This is a genomic window from Aminobacterium thunnarium (genome assembly GCF_055390565.1).
This window is the reverse complement of sequence record NZ_AP042412.1, coordinates 586,282-601,635: the sequence shown is the minus strand read 5'-3', so window position 1 is coordinate 601,635 and position 15,354 is coordinate 586,282. Positions and strand designations below refer to the sequence as shown.

Here is a 15,354-nt window from a genome sequence, read left to right as displayed (position 1 = left end):
CCCCCTCTAAATACTCGCGCCCTCGAAGAACTCGATTCGTTCGCCTTCTGGAAGGCTTACAATCGCTTTCTTCCAAGAACGGGTTTTTCCAAGGAAAACTCCCATTCTCTTGGGCTTTGCGTGAACTCGAATGATATGAACATTCTTAACCTTAACCTTAAAGACCTCTTGTACAGCCTCTTTTACCTGGATCTTATTGGCGCTAGGGTGCACCTCAAATGTATATTTATTATGCTCCATCAATCTGCTGCTCTTCTCTGTTACGATTGGCCGAATGATGATGTCATGAGCAAGGAGTTTCATATCGAGTACACCTCCTCGATCCGGGCTATAGCTTCCTGAGTCAAAACGAGACTCTGGTAGTTAAGAAGATCATAAACGTTGATATTACCAACATTAATTGCTCTTGCCCCAGGAATATTTCTTACAGACTTAGAAATAGCTTCATTGGGCTCATGAAGAACGATCAGAGGTTTCTTTACACCAATCTTATCAATAAACCCGAGCATTTCTTTTGTCGATGGGGTTTCGAGATTAAATTTATCCACTACTGTTAACAGGTTATCTCTAACTTTAAGAGATAGTGCACTTCTCATAGCAAGACGACGAACCTTCTTATTAACCTTTTGACGATAATCTCGAGGTTGTGGTCCGTGAGCTACGCCACCTCCGACCCAGATCGGTGATCGGGTACTTCCGTGACGAGCACGACCTGTATGCTTTTGGCGCCAAGGCTTTCTTCCGCCGCCGCTAACGTCTCCTCTTCCCTTACAGCTGTGGGTACCCTGACGAAGATTCGCCAGCTGTGCCACAACTACCTGGTGCATGGCCGGTACATGAATCGGCGCAGCAAACACAGAGTCGGAAAGCTGGAGGTCACTTACCTGTTCACCCTGAAAACTAACAAGCTTTACGGTAGGCATAATCGTTCTGCCCTCCTTCTGTCCCCGACCTAATCCTGCTTAAAGACCGTAACGATGTCATTTTTCGCACCGGGAACGGCCCCTTTGACAAGCAGAAGATTGTTATCCGTATCCACTGCCACCACTGTAAGGTTTTTGACAGTGACACGTTCACCACCCATATGTCCAGGCATTGCTTTTCCTTTAAACACACGGCCAGGATAGCTGCTAGCGCCGCTAGAACCACCATGACGGTGCATTACAGAAACACCATGGGTAGCAAAAGTACCACCAAAATTATGCCGTTTCATAACACCGGCAAATCCTTTTCCCTTACTTTTGCCTACAACGTTAATCTTCTCGCCCTCTTCAAAAAGGGAAACAGTAATTACTTGACCAATCTCGTAGGCCTCAGTATCGCTCATACGAAATTCTTTCATATGACGATGGGGCTCAAGACTAGCCTTATCATACTGCCCTTTTACGGGCTTTGTGAGCTTGTGGGGCTTCACTTCTTCGAATGCCAGCTGTACTGCTGAGTATCCGTTCTTATCAGGAGTTTTCAGAGAAACAACAGGGCACGGACCGGCCTGAATAACAGTAACAGGTACAGCCTGTCCAGCTTCGTTGTAAATCTGAGTCATACCTAACTTACGCCCCAGTATTCCAATGCTCATCCACTTCCACTCCTTTCAGCTCAGAGCTTCCTACAGTTTGATCTGGATGTCCACCCCAGAAGGAAGGTTCAGCTGCATAAGCGCATCCATCGTTTTCTGCGTTGGATTAAGAATATCAATTAAGCGCTTATGAGTTCGCATTTCAAACTGCTCCCTCGCATCCTTATCTTTATGCGGGGATTTAAGAATTGTATATTTATTTATTTCAGTTGGCAATGGGATAGGTCCAGAAACTTTTGCACCACTCCGCTCTGCCGTTTCTGCTATCTGAGAAGCCGAACTATCTAATACTCTGTGATCAAAGGCTTTCAGGCGAATACGAATCTTTTTAGCCAAAATCAACAACCCCCTTTGTTGGGGTTATGCAAGAATCTCGGTAACAACGCCAGCTCCGACAGTGTGTCCACCTTCACGAACGGCAAAACGAAGTCCTGCCTCCATGGCGATTGGCACTATCAGATCTACCTCAAAGGTCGCGTTGTCTCCCGGCATAACCATCTCTACTCCATCAGGAAGCTTGATACCTCCGGTTACGTCTGTTGTTCGGAAATAGAACTGCGGCTTATAACCAGCAAAGAACGGGGTGTGACGGCCGCCTTCCTCTTTCTTCAACACGTATACCTCAGCCTTAAACTTCGTGTGGGGTGTTATAGAACCTGGTTTCGCTAATACCTGTCCACGCTCTACGTCTTCCTTGTCGATACCACGAAGAAGTATTCCTACGTTATCTCCCGCTATGGCTTCGTCAAGAATCTTACGGAACATCTCAAGGGAGGTCGCTACTGTCTTCGTCGTATCTGGCTTCATGCCTACGATCTCAACTTCTTCGCCGGCCTTGACCATTCCTCGCTCCACTCGGCCTGTAACTACTGTGCCACGGCCAGTGATGGTGAATACGTCTTCTATCGGCATAAGGAAGGGCTTATCTGTCTCTCGCTGCGGAGTCGGAATATAAGAATCACATGCAGCCATCAAGTCCCAAATGCACTTGCTTATAGGATCGCTCTCTTCGCCTGTGCCCTCTTCCAATACCTTCAATGCGGATCCACGGACGATGGGAACCTCGTCTCCGGGGAACTCATACTTGCTCAGAAGCTCACGAATCTCCATCTCAACAAGATCAAGAAGCTCTTCATCATCAACCTGGTCGGTCTTGTTCATGAACACGACTACGGCTGGAACGTTAACCTGACGGGCAAGAAGTACGTGCTCTCGTGTCTGAGGCATTGGACCATCTGCTGCTGATACAACAAGAATGGCTCCATCCATCTGAGCTGCTCCCGTGATCATGTTCTTAATATAGTCTGCGTGACCAGGGCAATCTATGTGAGCATAGTGACGATTCTCCGTCTGATACTCTACGTGAGAAATGTTGATCGTGATTCCTCTCTCACGCTCTTCTGGCGCCTTGTCGATCATGTCGTACGCCTCAAAATTCGACCAGCCCTTCGTCGACAAACATTTTGTGATCGCTGCTGTCAGCGTCGTCTTTCCGTGGTCTATGTGTCCTATCGTTCCCACGTTAAGATGGGGCTTCGCTCTTTCAAACTTCTCTTTTGCCATTTTAGTCTCCCTCCCTGAAAAGGCTAGTTATTAACCCTTCAAAACTTTTTCAGCAACTTCTGCGGGAACCTGCTCGTAGTGATCAAACTGCATGGAATATGTAGCACGTCCAGAAGTTTTACTCCGCAAATCTGTTGCATATCCAAACATCTCAGCTAATGGCACAAAGGAGCGCACTATTCTTGCGTTTGCCTTTGTTTCCATACCTTCAATTCGTCCGCGACGAGATGAAATATCCCCTATGACATCTCCGACATAATCTTCCGGAGTTACAACTTCAACGGACACTATCGGCTCCATAAGAACGGGACTCGCTTTTCTCATAGCTTCCTTGAATCCCATGGATGCCGCGATTTTAAAGGCCATTTCCGAGCTATCAACTTCGTGATAACTTCCGTCAACAAGAGAGACCTTGACACCTATCACAGGGAACCCGCCAAGTATACCATTATTGATGGCCTCATCAAGTCCCTTTTGAACGGCTGGAATATAGTCTTTAGGGACAGCACCACCAACAATTTTGTCTTCAAAAACAAAGCCCTTTCCTTCTTCCAAAGGCTCCATTTCAAAAACAACATGTCCATACTGGCCACGGCCACCAGACTGTCTGACAAAACGTCCCTCGGCACGTGATGGCTTGCGTATTGCTTCTCTGTAAGAGACCTGTGGACGTCCAACTTTAACATCCACACCAAATTCTCTCTTAAGACGATCTACTATAATTTCAAGATGAAGTTCTCCCATACCAGAAATGATAGTCTGCCCCGTCTCTTCATCTGTTCTGACTCTGAATGTGGGGTCTTCTTCTGCAAGAGCAACAAGGCCCTTTGTCAGCTTGATTTTATCGTTCTTCGTTGCAGGCTCAACTGCAAGCGAAATAACTGGTTCTGGGAACTGAAGAGATTCAAGAACTACAGGTTTGGATTCATCACACAGAGTATCGCCTGTTCTCGTAGCTTTCAATCCAGGTAAAGCGACAATCATTCCTGCGCCTGCTTCATCCAACTCTTCTCTCTTATTAGCATGCATTCGTAAAATTCTGCCGATTCTTTCTCTGGCCTTTGTTGAAGGATTGTAAACTGTTTCTCCTTTAACAAGCTTACCGGAGTAGATTCTTGTAAAGACTAGACGACCAACAAAAGGATCGACCATAATCTTGAAGCCAAGAGCAGTAAGAGGCTCGTTCATATCACTATGACGCTCTACTACTTCTTCAGTTCTGGGATCAGTTCCTTTAATTGGAGGTAAATCCAAGGGACTCGGCAAATAATCTACTACAGCATCAAGTAAAAGCTGTACTCCCTTATTTTTAAAAGCACTCCCACATAAAACTGGAACGATTCGCAGAGCAATCGTATTTTCTCGAATAGCTTTACGAATAGTTTCTTCCGGCACATCCCGTCCATCAAGGTAGGCTTCCATAATTGCTTCGTCAAAATCAGCCAAACTCTCAATCATCTGATCATGAGCTGCCTGCGCTTCTTCTGAGAGTTCTTCGGGAATATCAGCCATGACAGGCGTAGTTCCAAGCTCATCCTGATAAAGAAAAGCTTTCATACGCACAATGTCAATGATTCCAGAAAACTGATCTTCCGCACCTATAGGCAACTGAAGTGCCACTGATTTTGCACCAAGACGTTTGCGTATTCCTGTAACGACCTGGCTAAAATCAGCACCTACACGGTCCATTTTGTTGACAAAAGCGATACGTGGAACATGATACTTATCGGCTTGACGCCACACTGTTTCAGACTGGGGTTCTACTCCCCCAACAGCGCAGAAAACAGCAACTGCACCATCAAGAACACGCATTGAGCGCTCCACTTCTACGGTAAAGTCCACGTGGCCGGGCGTATCAATGATATTGACAAAACAATCGCGCCACATACACGTTGTAGCAGCAGAGGTAATTGTTATACCCCGTTCGCGCTCCTGCTCCATCCAGTCCATTGTGGCAGACCCCTCATGAGTCTCACCCATCTTATAGTTACGTCCAGTGTAGAACAGGATACGCTCAGTGGTCGTGGTTTTGCCTGCGTCAATATGAGCAGCAATACCTATATTTCTTATTTTTCTCATTTCTACGTTTTGTTGCATATATTTCACCACCAAGCATGGAATAAATTAATTATTTTAGGGACGCAACTCATTACCAACGATAGTGAGCAAAGGCACGGTTAGCTTCTGCCATCTTATGAGTGTCTTCTCTTTTTTTAATAGAACTGCCTTCACCTTTATAGGCATCCATAAGTTCTCTAGCAAGACGCTCTGCTATCGGCATCCCTTTTTTCGATCTGGCAAATGAAACGATCCATCTAATAGCCAGAACTTCAGCGCGTTCTGCAGGAACCTCTACTGGCACCTGGTATGTAGCACCACCAACACGGCGAGGACGAACCTCAACTAGTGGTTTTACATTGTCCATGGCCTTCTGGAACACTTCATAGGGCTCTGCATTCAGACGCTCCCCAGCAATATCAAGAGCACCATAAAAGGCTTTTTCAGCAACACTTCGCTTTCCGCCTTTCATGAGACTACTAATAAACTTTGATACCGCAACGCTTCCAAAACGACTGTCAGATAAACTCTGACGCTTTTTAACATGCCCCTTTCGCGGCATGGTGACAATCCCTCCTCACGTACTACTTCCTACTTGGGCTTTCTTGCTCCGTACTTAGAACGCCCTCTTTTTCGATTTTCAACGCCACCGCAGTCGAGGGTTCCTCGTATGATGTGATAACGCACACCAGGCAAGTCCTTTACTCGACCTCCGCGAACAAGGACTACGGAGTGTTCCTGAAGGTTATGCCCGATTCCAGGGATATATGATGTAACCTCTATCCCGTTGGTAAGACGAACACGAGCAACCTTCCTCAAAGCTGAGTTCGGCTTCTTAGGCGTAACAGTATATACGCGGGTGCAAACTCCACGTCGCGCTGGATTCCCCTGCAATGCCGGAGAGTCACTATTCTGTCTTTTATCTTTACGCCCTTGACGAACAAGCTGATTTATTGTTGGCACGAAACTCCCTCCTTCCAGATTTTTATTTTCAACCGACACCCTTATCTTCAGAAAGAATGTTGGTAATTCCGGCTACTGATGCACTTCTGCTTATAGCACAGGCGCGTCCCAATTTTACTTTATCGTCTGCCCACTCTACCGATACTCCCTGTTTCTCTGCCTCTAGTAAAATATCTTTTACTCTTTCTACATCGGCATCACGAGCAATAAAAAGTTTTTTTAGACGTTTGGAATGAAGTGTTCGACGAACCTCTCTCTCTCCTACAACCCGTAAATGAGTAGCTAACTCGTTTAAAGGCATAATAAACCCTCCAGTGCAGAAAGCACCAAGGAATAATAACAAAGAGCCCCGACTTATGTCAAGAACGAACATTGCAGGGCTCTTTATCTGCTTGAGATAGAACTACACAAATAGCATAGAATGTACTAAAAATACCATATTTTATTCATCTATATTAGATGTTTTTTCTGATGAAACTGAAGATTTATCTATTTTATCACTTCGATCTGCGGGAACGACATCTACATCTTTAAACCATTCAACTCCAGTACCTGCAGGAATTAAATGTCCAATGATGACATTTTCCTTCAATCCCTGCAGCGGATCTATGTCTCCCTTTACAGCAGCTCCTGCCAAAACCTGAGCTGTCTGCTGGAAGGAAGCGGCGCTCAAGAAACTATCGGTGGCTAAAGCAGCCTTGGTAATTCCATGAACGAACGGTTTGCATTTCGGTCCTTCTCTCAGTTTGCGCACGAAAGTGACATTCCATATGAGCTGTTTTTCATCTGAGCGAGCCGAAATTGGTCGAACAACAAATTCTTCCGCATTGGATCTCATAAGAAGATCAATCATAGCACGGTTAATCTCTTGTCCGCTATCTACCAATTTTTCTCCCTTTTTATCAAAAACAGGCTCTAAAATCACTTTTCCGTACGCCAGATCATTTAACAGCTCAAGTAAAACTTTATCCCTAGTTAGGATCTCACCTTCAAGATCTACTGCTGCAATTTCAGCATCGACGAGACCACGTATAATTCGAGCATCAACCATTTGAGACACATCAGTCAAAGCATTGCCTTCTCCGTCTATGGCCTGAGTCAAAGGACGTCCCCAAATTTTATTCATGAGACGTTCTTGCAATGCATCAAGTACTGAAATACGTTCAACAGAGTGCCATAATTTCAAAGATTCGATATCGTGTTCAAGACATACTCTGGCAGCTTCCTGCGTAAAGATACGGTCTCCTTCAGCCATAACGTCACCGCCAACACAAATATCTTCTGCTAAATAGGCACTATCGACAAGCTTCTCTATGGCCTCACTGTCTCGAACACAGATTGAGACGGGGTCCCCAGCTGTAATAATCCCCAAATGTCCAGGACTTAAAATCGTTCCAGCTACGATCTCTTTGCCATCCTGAGATTCGAAAGGTTCTATAAGTTCAAGTCCTTCCATTCTTTTTCTAAAAGCGGCTTCCCCTATAACAAGGATGAGATCTTTTCCTTTATCGCCCTCTAAAACAATCTGGGAGATGAGATAACCCGGTCGAAGAAGGGTACGGATAGCATCTTCTGTAAGTGGCTTGTTTTGATATTGAAGAATCGCATCATTTAAACGATTTGCCACTATATTTTTAACTATACGCCCTGAGAAAATACGTGTAGCCTCCATAATATTTTTCTCGTTTTCTTTCTGGATGGCTTCATTCTCATTTTCTATTTCATCTGTCCAGACTAAATCACCTGCGACAAAGGATGTATCCCCTTCTTCAACAACTCTAATACGGTTAACTGGTGCAACCTTCCGAAGTATAACTTCGATGTGCTTGTTGTTTATAGAAACACCCTGAGAACGGTAAACACCCTGTATTTCATCAACAAGACTGCGCTGAACCTCTTCTATACCTTCCACTTCAAGAAGTTGTTGAGGATCAACATTCCCTTCGGTAAGACGATCGCTCTTTCCAACTGTCTGACCTTCTTCTACAAGCAAATGCTGAGATGAAGGGATACTGTATGTAACCTTCTCTTCCTTGCCTGTTTCATCTGAAGTAATAATAACTTTTCTTTTGCCTTCCATCTCACGAATTTCTTGCACCCGGCCATCAATTCCGGCAAGGTAAGAAACTTTTTTAGGACGACGGACTTCGAAAAGCTGCTCTATTCGAGGAAGACCCTGAGTAATGTCTTCACCCGTCATACGAACGCCTCCTGTGTGGAAGGTCCGCATTGTAAGCTGTGTTCCCGGTTCGCCTATGGACTGGGCTGCAACTACTCCAACCGATTCTCCAATGGCAACTTCTTTTCGCGTAGCAAGGTCCATACCATAACATTTCTGGCACACACCCTGTTTGAGGGTACACGTCAATGGACTCCGTACCCAAATAGAGGAGAAACCAAGTTTATCTATAGTCTCTGCTAGTTTAGGTGTTATAAGCTCTCCAGCCTCGACTACAATTTCCCCCGTTTCAGGATGGTAGAGATCATAAAGTGATGTTCTGCCTGCGATACGTTCAGCAAGAGAGATCATAACCTTACCGTCTTGAAGCATAGGCCTGATTTCTACACCCTTATTTGTGCCACAATCATGGTGCGTAACAATGATATCTTGAGCAACATCTACAAGACGACGAGTTAAATAACCAGACTTAGCAGTACGAAGGGCAGTATCGGCCAAACCTTTTCGCGCTCCGTGGGTAGAAATGAAGTATTCCAACATATTCATTCCCTCACGGAAGTTTGCAGTAATAGGATAGTCGATAATTCGTCCTGACGGGTCAGACATCAAGCCTCGAATACCTGCCATCTGTCCCATCTGACTCTTACTTCCTCGCGCACCGGAATCAACCATCATGCGAATCGGATTTTCATGGGCCATATGGTCAAGAATATTATCGGAAATTCTACGTGACGCATCAGACCACAGTATTTCCTTTCGGTAAAGGTACTCCTCCTGCGTCAATATGCCCATTTCGAATTCTGACTTTAATTCGTCATCTTCAACAACAGTTTTTTCTGTTATTTCCTTCTTTTCAGGAGGAATGATGATAGACTGAACTCCAAAACTAATGCCGCTAACAGTAGACCAATGGTAGCCTAACGACTTTATGCCATCGAGCATCCCTACAATTTCACTTCGAGTAATGACATCATATGCATCATCGATCAGCTTACCTATAGCCTTCTTGCCAAGCTGTTTATTAATAAAACGCAACTTCTCAGGAAGAATACTATTGAAAAGAACCCGCCCTGGAGAAGTTTCAAACCAATGTTCGTCATCGTTGTCGATATTCCACTCCATCTGTTTCTTCAAACGAATGCGAGCATTTAAATGAACCACCTTATGGTTCAAAGCAATGAGTACATCTTCAATATCTGAGAAATATGCGCCTTCACCTTTTAATCCGTCGCGTAAATCAGTCAGGTAATAAATACCAAGAATAATGTCCTGTGTCGGAGTTACTATAGGTCTGCCACTAGCAGGTGAAAGCAAGTTATTGGCAGATAACATAAGAAGTCGTGCTTCTGCCTGCGCTTCAAGAGAAAGAGGCACGTGAACAGCCATCTGGTCTCCATCGAAGTCTGCGTTGAAAGCCGTACAAACTAATGGGTGCAAACGTATTGCCTTTCCTTCCATCAAGACTGGCTCAAAAGCCTGGATGCCCAATCTATGGAGTGTCGGAGCTCGATTCAACAATACAGGGTGATCTTTAATAATATCTTCAAGAATCCCCCAAATCTCCTCTCGACCTCGTTCAATAAGACGTTTTGCACTCTTAACATTAGGTGCCAATCCACGCTCAACAAGCTGTCGTATTACGAAAGGCTTGAAAAGCTCAAGAGCCATCTGCTTTGGCAATCCACACTGATATATCTTCAGTTGAGGACCAATAACAATAACGGATCGCCCTGAATAGTCGACACGTTTACCCAACAAGTTTTGACGGAAACGACCTTTTTTACCTCTTAACAAGTCTGTCAAACTTTTCAATGGACGATTTCCAGCTCCTAAAACAGCTTTCCCCATGCGACCATTGTCAATGAGAGCATCGACTGACTCCTGCAACATTCTTTTCTCATTGCGAATAATAATTTCTGGAGCCCGCAACTCCTGCAACTTTCTAAGACGATTGTTTCTATTAATTACACGTCTATAAAGATCATTCAAATCAGACGTGGCGAAACGACCCCCATCAAGTTGCACCATAGGACGAAGATCTGGTGGAATAACAGGCAGAACTTCCAAAACCATGGAATCTATCTGGGACTTACTTTTTCTAAAATCTTCAGAAACCTGAAGTCTTTTAATAAGCTTTCTCTTTTTCTGCCCTGTACTCTCAGAAACATCTTCTCGTAAAGTTGCACAAAGAAGATCTAAATCAGTTTTCTGTAAAAGTGTACGAACACCCTCTGCACCTATACCAGCACTGAATTTCTTATCGTAGGCAGCACATAAGTATTCTTCCCGCTCCATAATAATATCGCAGGCGTTAAAGGGAGACGATCCCTTTTCGATAACAATATAACAAGGATCCTCTATTGTTACCGTCTCTACCTGAGCCATAAAGCGTCCAGGATATTTTTCATGGAACATTTGGAATTCCGTAGCTGAAACAACATCACCCTTTGTAAAGGGTAATTTCGCCGCCGCAGTAACTACAAAAGTTTCCTGATTATTGACAACTGCGCGTTTAACATCAAAATTAAGTTCCAGTTTCTGCAAACGTTCAATTTCTGAAGCAGAAATAACATCTCCTGGAACAAAATCAAGATTCTCAGGGACAGATACAAATTCAAAAGCAGGCTCCACCTTGAAGAGACTATCTCCATACTCTGTCTTATATCTTGAAACCTGCTGAGCGGAAAGAACATCGCCCTCATTCACAGGAATTTCATCAACGCTGATAATGCGATATGCCTCTTCAGCCTTGATTTTAGAATCGTAGTGCGAATGAATGCGTACTTCGCTCTCTGAAATAACATCTCCCCGTCGAGCTAAATCAGGACGTCGTCCTTCCATGACGACCTTATACGCCGCTTCTCGTTTACGCGTCGGAGCAAAATAGACAACTTTTTCCAAATCCTTTGTGCTTGTACCCAAAAGAAGGCTCAAGCGGCTCGGAATGCCTCTGAGATACCAAATATGCACAACAGGCGCAGCCAACTCGATATGGCCCATTCGCTCTCTGCGAACACGGTTATCGGTAACTTCTACACCACAACGGTCACAAATGATACCTTTAAACTTTGGACCGCTTCGCTTGTATTTGCCACAGGCACATTCATAGCTTTTTGTGGGGCCAAAGATACGCTCACAGAAAAGTCCATCTTTTTCAGGGCGAAGTGTTCTATAGTTAATAGTTTCTGGCTTTTTAACTTCACCACTGGACAATTCTCTGATCCGTTCTGGGCTGGCCAGCTTAATACGTACCCCGACTATTTCTCTTTGGCTCATCTATTATTCAGCCCCTTCCGGGTCATCATTACTTTCCTCAAACACATCTTCAAAAAGCATGTTTTCGGACATTACTTCTTTCTCATCAACGACAACTTCCATTTCATCGGCGATTTCTTCCTCTACTTTTTCAGATTTCTGAGGTTCTTGTGGCTTTTCTTCCTTCTCTTTTACGCCTACAGTCTCTGAAGTGGAACGACGTGCTCCTTCTTCATCCTCATCATCCATAACCAATTCGCCAATGGTTCCGTCGCTGTATTTAATTTCAACATCTAGCACTAAACCCTGTAATTCTTTAACAAGAACACGGAAGCTTTCAGGAACACCGGGCTTCGCCAAGTTTTGTCCTTTTACAATCTTCTCATATGTCTTCAGACGACCTCGTATATCGTCAGATTTAACAGTCAACATTTCCTGAAGTATGTGAGCCGCTCCATATCCTTCAAGGGCCCAAACTTCCATTTCTCCAAAACGCTGACCACCAAACTGAGCTTTACCACCCAAAGGCTGCTGAGTTATCAAACTGTAAGGACCGATCGAACGAGCGTGGATTTTATCGTCAACAAGGTGAATGAGCTTGAGCATATACATACATCCAACTGTGACTTTCTTTTCCATACGCTCTCCTGTTCGTCCGTCATAGAGAGTAATCATACCGTCTGACGTTAAGTCAGGATATTTTTCTTTACTCAATTTATCGAGAAGATCAAAAATTTCTCCTTCTTGAGCACCTTCAAAAACTGGTGTCGCCACATGCCATCCATTGTTCATTGCCACAAATCCCATAATGGTCTCAAGAACCTGCCCCAGGTTCATACGGCTAGGAACACCCAGAGGGTTCAAAACAATGTCACAAGGAGTTCCGTCTGGCAAGTAAGGCATATCTTCTACTGGAAGAATACGAGAAACAACACCTTTGTTTCCGTGTCGACCTGCCATTTTGTCACCAACTGTTATTTTACGAAGCTGGGCAACATAAATCTTAACGACTTCATTGACACCAGGGCTCAATGCATCTGGGTTATTCTCTCGTGTCATGCGCTTTACAGCAACAATCTTTCCACGAGCACCATGCGGAACTTTAAGAGACGTATCTCTTACCTCTCTCGCTTTTTCTCCGAATATTGCTCTGAGAAGTTTTTCCTCCGGGGATTGATCAGACTCTCCCTTAGGAGTTACTTTACCAACGAGAATATCACCCGCATTAACCTCGGCTCCGACACGCACTATGCCATCTTCATCGAGATTTTTAAGCATATCTTCTCCCACATTGGGAATGTCGCGGGTTATTTCTTCTGGTCCAAGTTTGGTGTCTCGTGCCTCTATTTCATATTCTTCTATATGTATAGATGTATAGAAATCTTCTTTAACAAGACGTTCACTAAGGAGAATGGCATCTTCGTAGTTGTATCCTTCCCAAGGAAGGAACGCAACAAGAACATTTCTTCCCAAAGCGAGCTCTCCGTTATCAACAGATTGGCCATCTGCTATAATATCGCCTTTTTTAACCTGTTCTCCCTTCAATACTGAGGGACGTTGATGAATAATCGTTCCTTGGTTAGACCTTCGGAATTTCACCAAGGGGTATACGTGAATACCACGCTCTGACCTTACCTCTATACGATCAGCATCAACGTAAGCTACTTCTCCATTCTCAGATGCGACAACGCAAGAACCTGAGTCTTTCGCGATTCTATGTTCAATTCCTGTTCCAACTCGCGGTGCATCTGGTTGAATAAGAGGTACAGCCTGGCGTTGCATGTTTGATCCCATAAGAGCACGGTTAGCGTCGTCGTGCTCGAGGAAAGGAATAAGAGCCGTTGAAACAGAAACAATCTGTTTAGGCGAGACGTCGAGATAATCCACCATGTCTCTAGGGATAAGTTCAATATCTCCACGATAACGCGTATGGCATTCCTCTTCCAAATAACCATCTTCATCTATTGGAGTATTCGCTCTGGCAATATATAAATTGTCTTCTTCATCGGCTGAAAGATATTCGATTTCTTTGGCAACTTTTCCTTCTACAACTTTGCGCCGAGGAGTCATCAAGAAGCCATATTCATTGACCCTCGCATAGGTAGCCAGAGATGTAACCAAGCCAATGTTTGGTCCTTCTGGCGTCTCTATTGGGCATATTCTTCCATAGTGAGTATGATGAACGTCTCGAGCTTCAAATCCGGCTCTTTCTCTGCTCAAACCACCAGGTCCCAACGCCGAAAGACGCCTACGGTGAGTTACCTCAGCGAGAGGGTTCGTCTGATCCATAAACTGGGAAAGCTGTCCTGAACCAAAGAATTCTCGAATAGCCGCTGCAATGGGGCGAACGTTAATGAGATCTCTTGCCATTGCTGATTCCAAGTCTGGTACAGTCGTCATTCGTTCTTTAGCAATGCGTTCCATACGAAGCAAGCCTATACGGATCTGGTTTTGAAGAAGCTCTCCGACAGAACGAACTCTTCGATTTCCAAGATGGTCGATATCGTCATCTTCCGATTCAGGGTTGCGAAGCTCAATGACACCCAGAATAATGCGACGAATGTCTTCAAGAGTGAGCAACCTGTTATCTTCAGGAATAGAAAGACCTAAACGTCGATTTATTTTGTAACGTCCAACTCTGCCCAAATTATATCTTCGTGTATCAAAGAACAGACTATACACATACTCTCTGGCATTCTCTACCCGTGCTGGTTCATTGGGGCGAAGACGACGGAACATCTCAAGTACAGCATCGTCACTGCCAACAGTATTGTCACGCTCCAAAGTTGCAGCAATAGCTGGATCTACGCTCCAGACGTGAACTTTTGTTCTTCCCTGACTCCACAATGCTTCAAGATGCTCTTTCGTCAATCTGTCATTCTTAACTACTATTTCATTGCCTTCCCCATCGACTATCGTCTCTGCAATGAGTCGACCCTTAACATCTTCTTCCGTTAAATCTACCTCTATTACTGTTGCGCCAAACATTTCGAGTATCTCTTCGTTACTCGATACGCCAAAAGCTTTCAACAAAATTGTTGCTGGAAGCTTTTTCCTATTGTCTATGTTCACAGAAAGAACGTCTCCAGGACTTAAACTAAACTCCAACCACGCTCCACGATCTGGAATAATCTTCGCAGAGTAAGTCTCTTGTCCAGGAATGTCTTCTTCCTTATGAAAATAAACGCCAGCAGAACGAGCAAGCTGATTAACAACTACTCGTTCCGTTCCATTAATAATAAAGGTGCCCCTATCGGTCATAATAGGAAAATCTCCGAGGAAAATCTCTTCTTCCTTGATCTCCTTGGTCTTCCTATTGGTAAGCCTGATAGTAGCACGTATGGGTTGAGACCATGTCAAGTCTCTCTGTCGGGCTTCTTCTTCATCTCCAGAAGGATCATCCACAAAGTAATGGACAAACTCAAGAGCAAAAGCCCCATCATAACTTTCTATAGGAAAAACTTCATGAAGAAGTTCTTCCAATCCCTGCAACTTCCTCGAATCCGCATCGCAACTCTTCTGATAAAACCAATCATAAGAATTACGCTGGATTTCTATCATGTCAGGAATCTCTACAAGATCCCTGGCACGTCCGAAAGTTAACCTCTGCCGCCTTCTGCCCACGGGAACAAACTCGGCCATGCGCGTTATGACCTCCCTGTAAAAGATATGGGGGAAATAATGTTGACGAAGAACAAAGATAACAAAAAGGGCGCGTTATGTCAACGACACAACGCAGCCCCTTATTATATCCTCT

At 44.4% G+C, this 15,354-nt stretch carries 11 protein-coding genes; all 11 read right to left on the bottom strand.

What is annotated here, in order from left to right; genetic code table 11:
* Nucleotides 1-6 precede the first annotated feature (6 nt).
* Nucleotides 7-303, bottom strand: coding sequence for a 50S ribosomal protein L23 (gene rplW / locus ACZ5GY_RS02860; protein ID WP_213690636.1), 297 nt, complete (start codon nucleotides 301-303; stop codon nucleotides 7-9).
* Entirely contained in the window at nucleotides 300-923 is a 624-nt protein-coding gene (gene rplD, locus ACZ5GY_RS02855) for a 50S ribosomal protein L4 (RefSeq protein ID WP_213690637.1), read from the bottom strand. Before rplD ends, rplW begins: the two co-directional genes overlap by 4 nt.
* 29 nt (nucleotides 924-952) lie before the next feature.
* The gene (gene rplC / locus ACZ5GY_RS02850; RefSeq protein ID WP_213690638.1) at nucleotides 953-1,579 is read right to left on the bottom strand and encodes a 50S ribosomal protein L3; all 627 of its coding nucleotides are present in this window, start codon (nucleotides 1,577-1,579) and stop codon (nucleotides 953-955) included.
* A 30-nt stretch (nucleotides 1,580-1,609) separates the two neighbouring features.
* Complete coding sequence (gene rpsJ / locus ACZ5GY_RS02845) at nucleotides 1,610-1,915, bottom strand: 30S ribosomal protein S10 (RefSeq protein ID WP_213690639.1); 306 nt, start codon at nucleotides 1,913-1,915, stop codon at nucleotides 1,610-1,612.
* Nucleotides 1,916-1,939: 24 nt separating this feature from the next.
* On the bottom strand, nucleotides 1,940-3,142 hold the full coding sequence (gene tuf, locus ACZ5GY_RS02840) for an elongation factor Tu (RefSeq protein WP_307879491.1): 1,203 nt from the start codon (nucleotides 3,140-3,142) through the stop codon (nucleotides 1,940-1,942).
* Between the two features lie 30 nt (nucleotides 3,143-3,172).
* Nucleotides 3,173-5,239: an elongation factor G gene (fusA, locus tag ACZ5GY_RS02835; protein WP_213691614.1), complete on the bottom strand. Its 2,067-nt coding sequence runs from the start codon at nucleotides 5,237-5,239 to the stop codon at nucleotides 3,173-3,175.
* A 52-nt stretch (nucleotides 5,240-5,291) separates the two neighbouring features.
* Complete coding sequence (gene rpsG, locus ACZ5GY_RS02830) at nucleotides 5,292-5,762, bottom strand: 30S ribosomal protein S7 (RefSeq protein ID WP_213691615.1); 471 nt, start codon at nucleotides 5,760-5,762, stop codon at nucleotides 5,292-5,294.
* Between the two features lie 29 nt (nucleotides 5,763-5,791).
* Nucleotides 5,792-6,163, bottom strand: coding sequence for a 30S ribosomal protein S12 (rpsL, locus tag ACZ5GY_RS02825; protein ID WP_213691616.1), 372 nt, complete (start codon nucleotides 6,161-6,163; stop codon nucleotides 5,792-5,794).
* A gap of 28 nt (nucleotides 6,164-6,191) precedes the next feature.
* Nucleotides 6,192-6,464, bottom strand: a complete 273-nt coding sequence (locus tag ACZ5GY_RS02820) for a ribosomal L7Ae/L30e/S12e/Gadd45 family protein (protein WP_213691617.1) — start codon at nucleotides 6,462-6,464, stop codon at nucleotides 6,192-6,194.
* A gap of 141 nt (nucleotides 6,465-6,605) precedes the next feature.
* A complete protein-coding gene (rpoC, locus tag ACZ5GY_RS02815; protein WP_464111978.1) occupies nucleotides 6,606-11,618 on the bottom strand; it encodes a DNA-directed RNA polymerase subunit beta' in 5,013 nt (1,670 codons plus the stop codon).
* Nucleotides 11,619-11,621: 3 nt separating this feature from the next.
* Entirely contained in the window at nucleotides 11,622-15,239 is a 3,618-nt protein-coding gene (gene rpoB, locus ACZ5GY_RS02810) for a DNA-directed RNA polymerase subunit beta (protein WP_213691619.1), read from the bottom strand.
* Nucleotides 15,240-15,354 lie beyond the last annotated feature (115 nt).

Excerpts from the sequence above, each read along its gene's own strand:
- rpoB (WP_213691619.1), bottom strand. The coding sequence starts at position 15,239 with ATGGCCGAGTTTGTTCCCGTGGGCAGAAGGCGGCAGAGGTTAACTTTC.
- rplC (WP_213690638.1), bottom strand. The coding sequence starts at position 1,579 with ATGAGCATTGGAATACTGGGGCGTAAGTTAGGTATGACTCAGATTTAC.
- rplW (WP_213690636.1), bottom strand. The coding sequence starts at position 303 with ATGAAACTCCTTGCTCATGACATCATCATTCGGCCAATCGTAACAGAG.
- ACZ5GY_RS02820 (WP_213691617.1), bottom strand. The coding sequence starts at position 6,464 with ATGCCTTTAAACGAGTTAGCTACTCATTTACGGGTTGTAGGAGAGAGA.
- rplD (WP_213690637.1), bottom strand. The coding sequence starts at position 923 with ATGCCTACCGTAAAGCTTGTTAGTTTTCAGGGTGAACAGGTAAGTGAC.
- rpoC (WP_464111978.1), bottom strand. The coding sequence starts at position 11,618 with ATGAGCCAAAGAGAAATAGTCGGGGTACGTATTAAGCTGGCCAGCCCA.
- tuf (WP_307879491.1), bottom strand. The coding sequence starts at position 3,142 with ATGGCAAAAGAGAAGTTTGAAAGAGCGAAGCCCCATCTTAACGTGGGA.
- rpsG (WP_213691615.1), bottom strand. The coding sequence starts at position 5,762 with ATGCCGCGAAAGGGGCATGTTAAAAAGCGTCAGAGTTTATCTGACAGT.
- fusA (WP_213691614.1), bottom strand. The coding sequence starts at position 5,239 with ATGCAACAAAACGTAGAAATGAGAAAAATAAGAAATATAGGTATTGCT.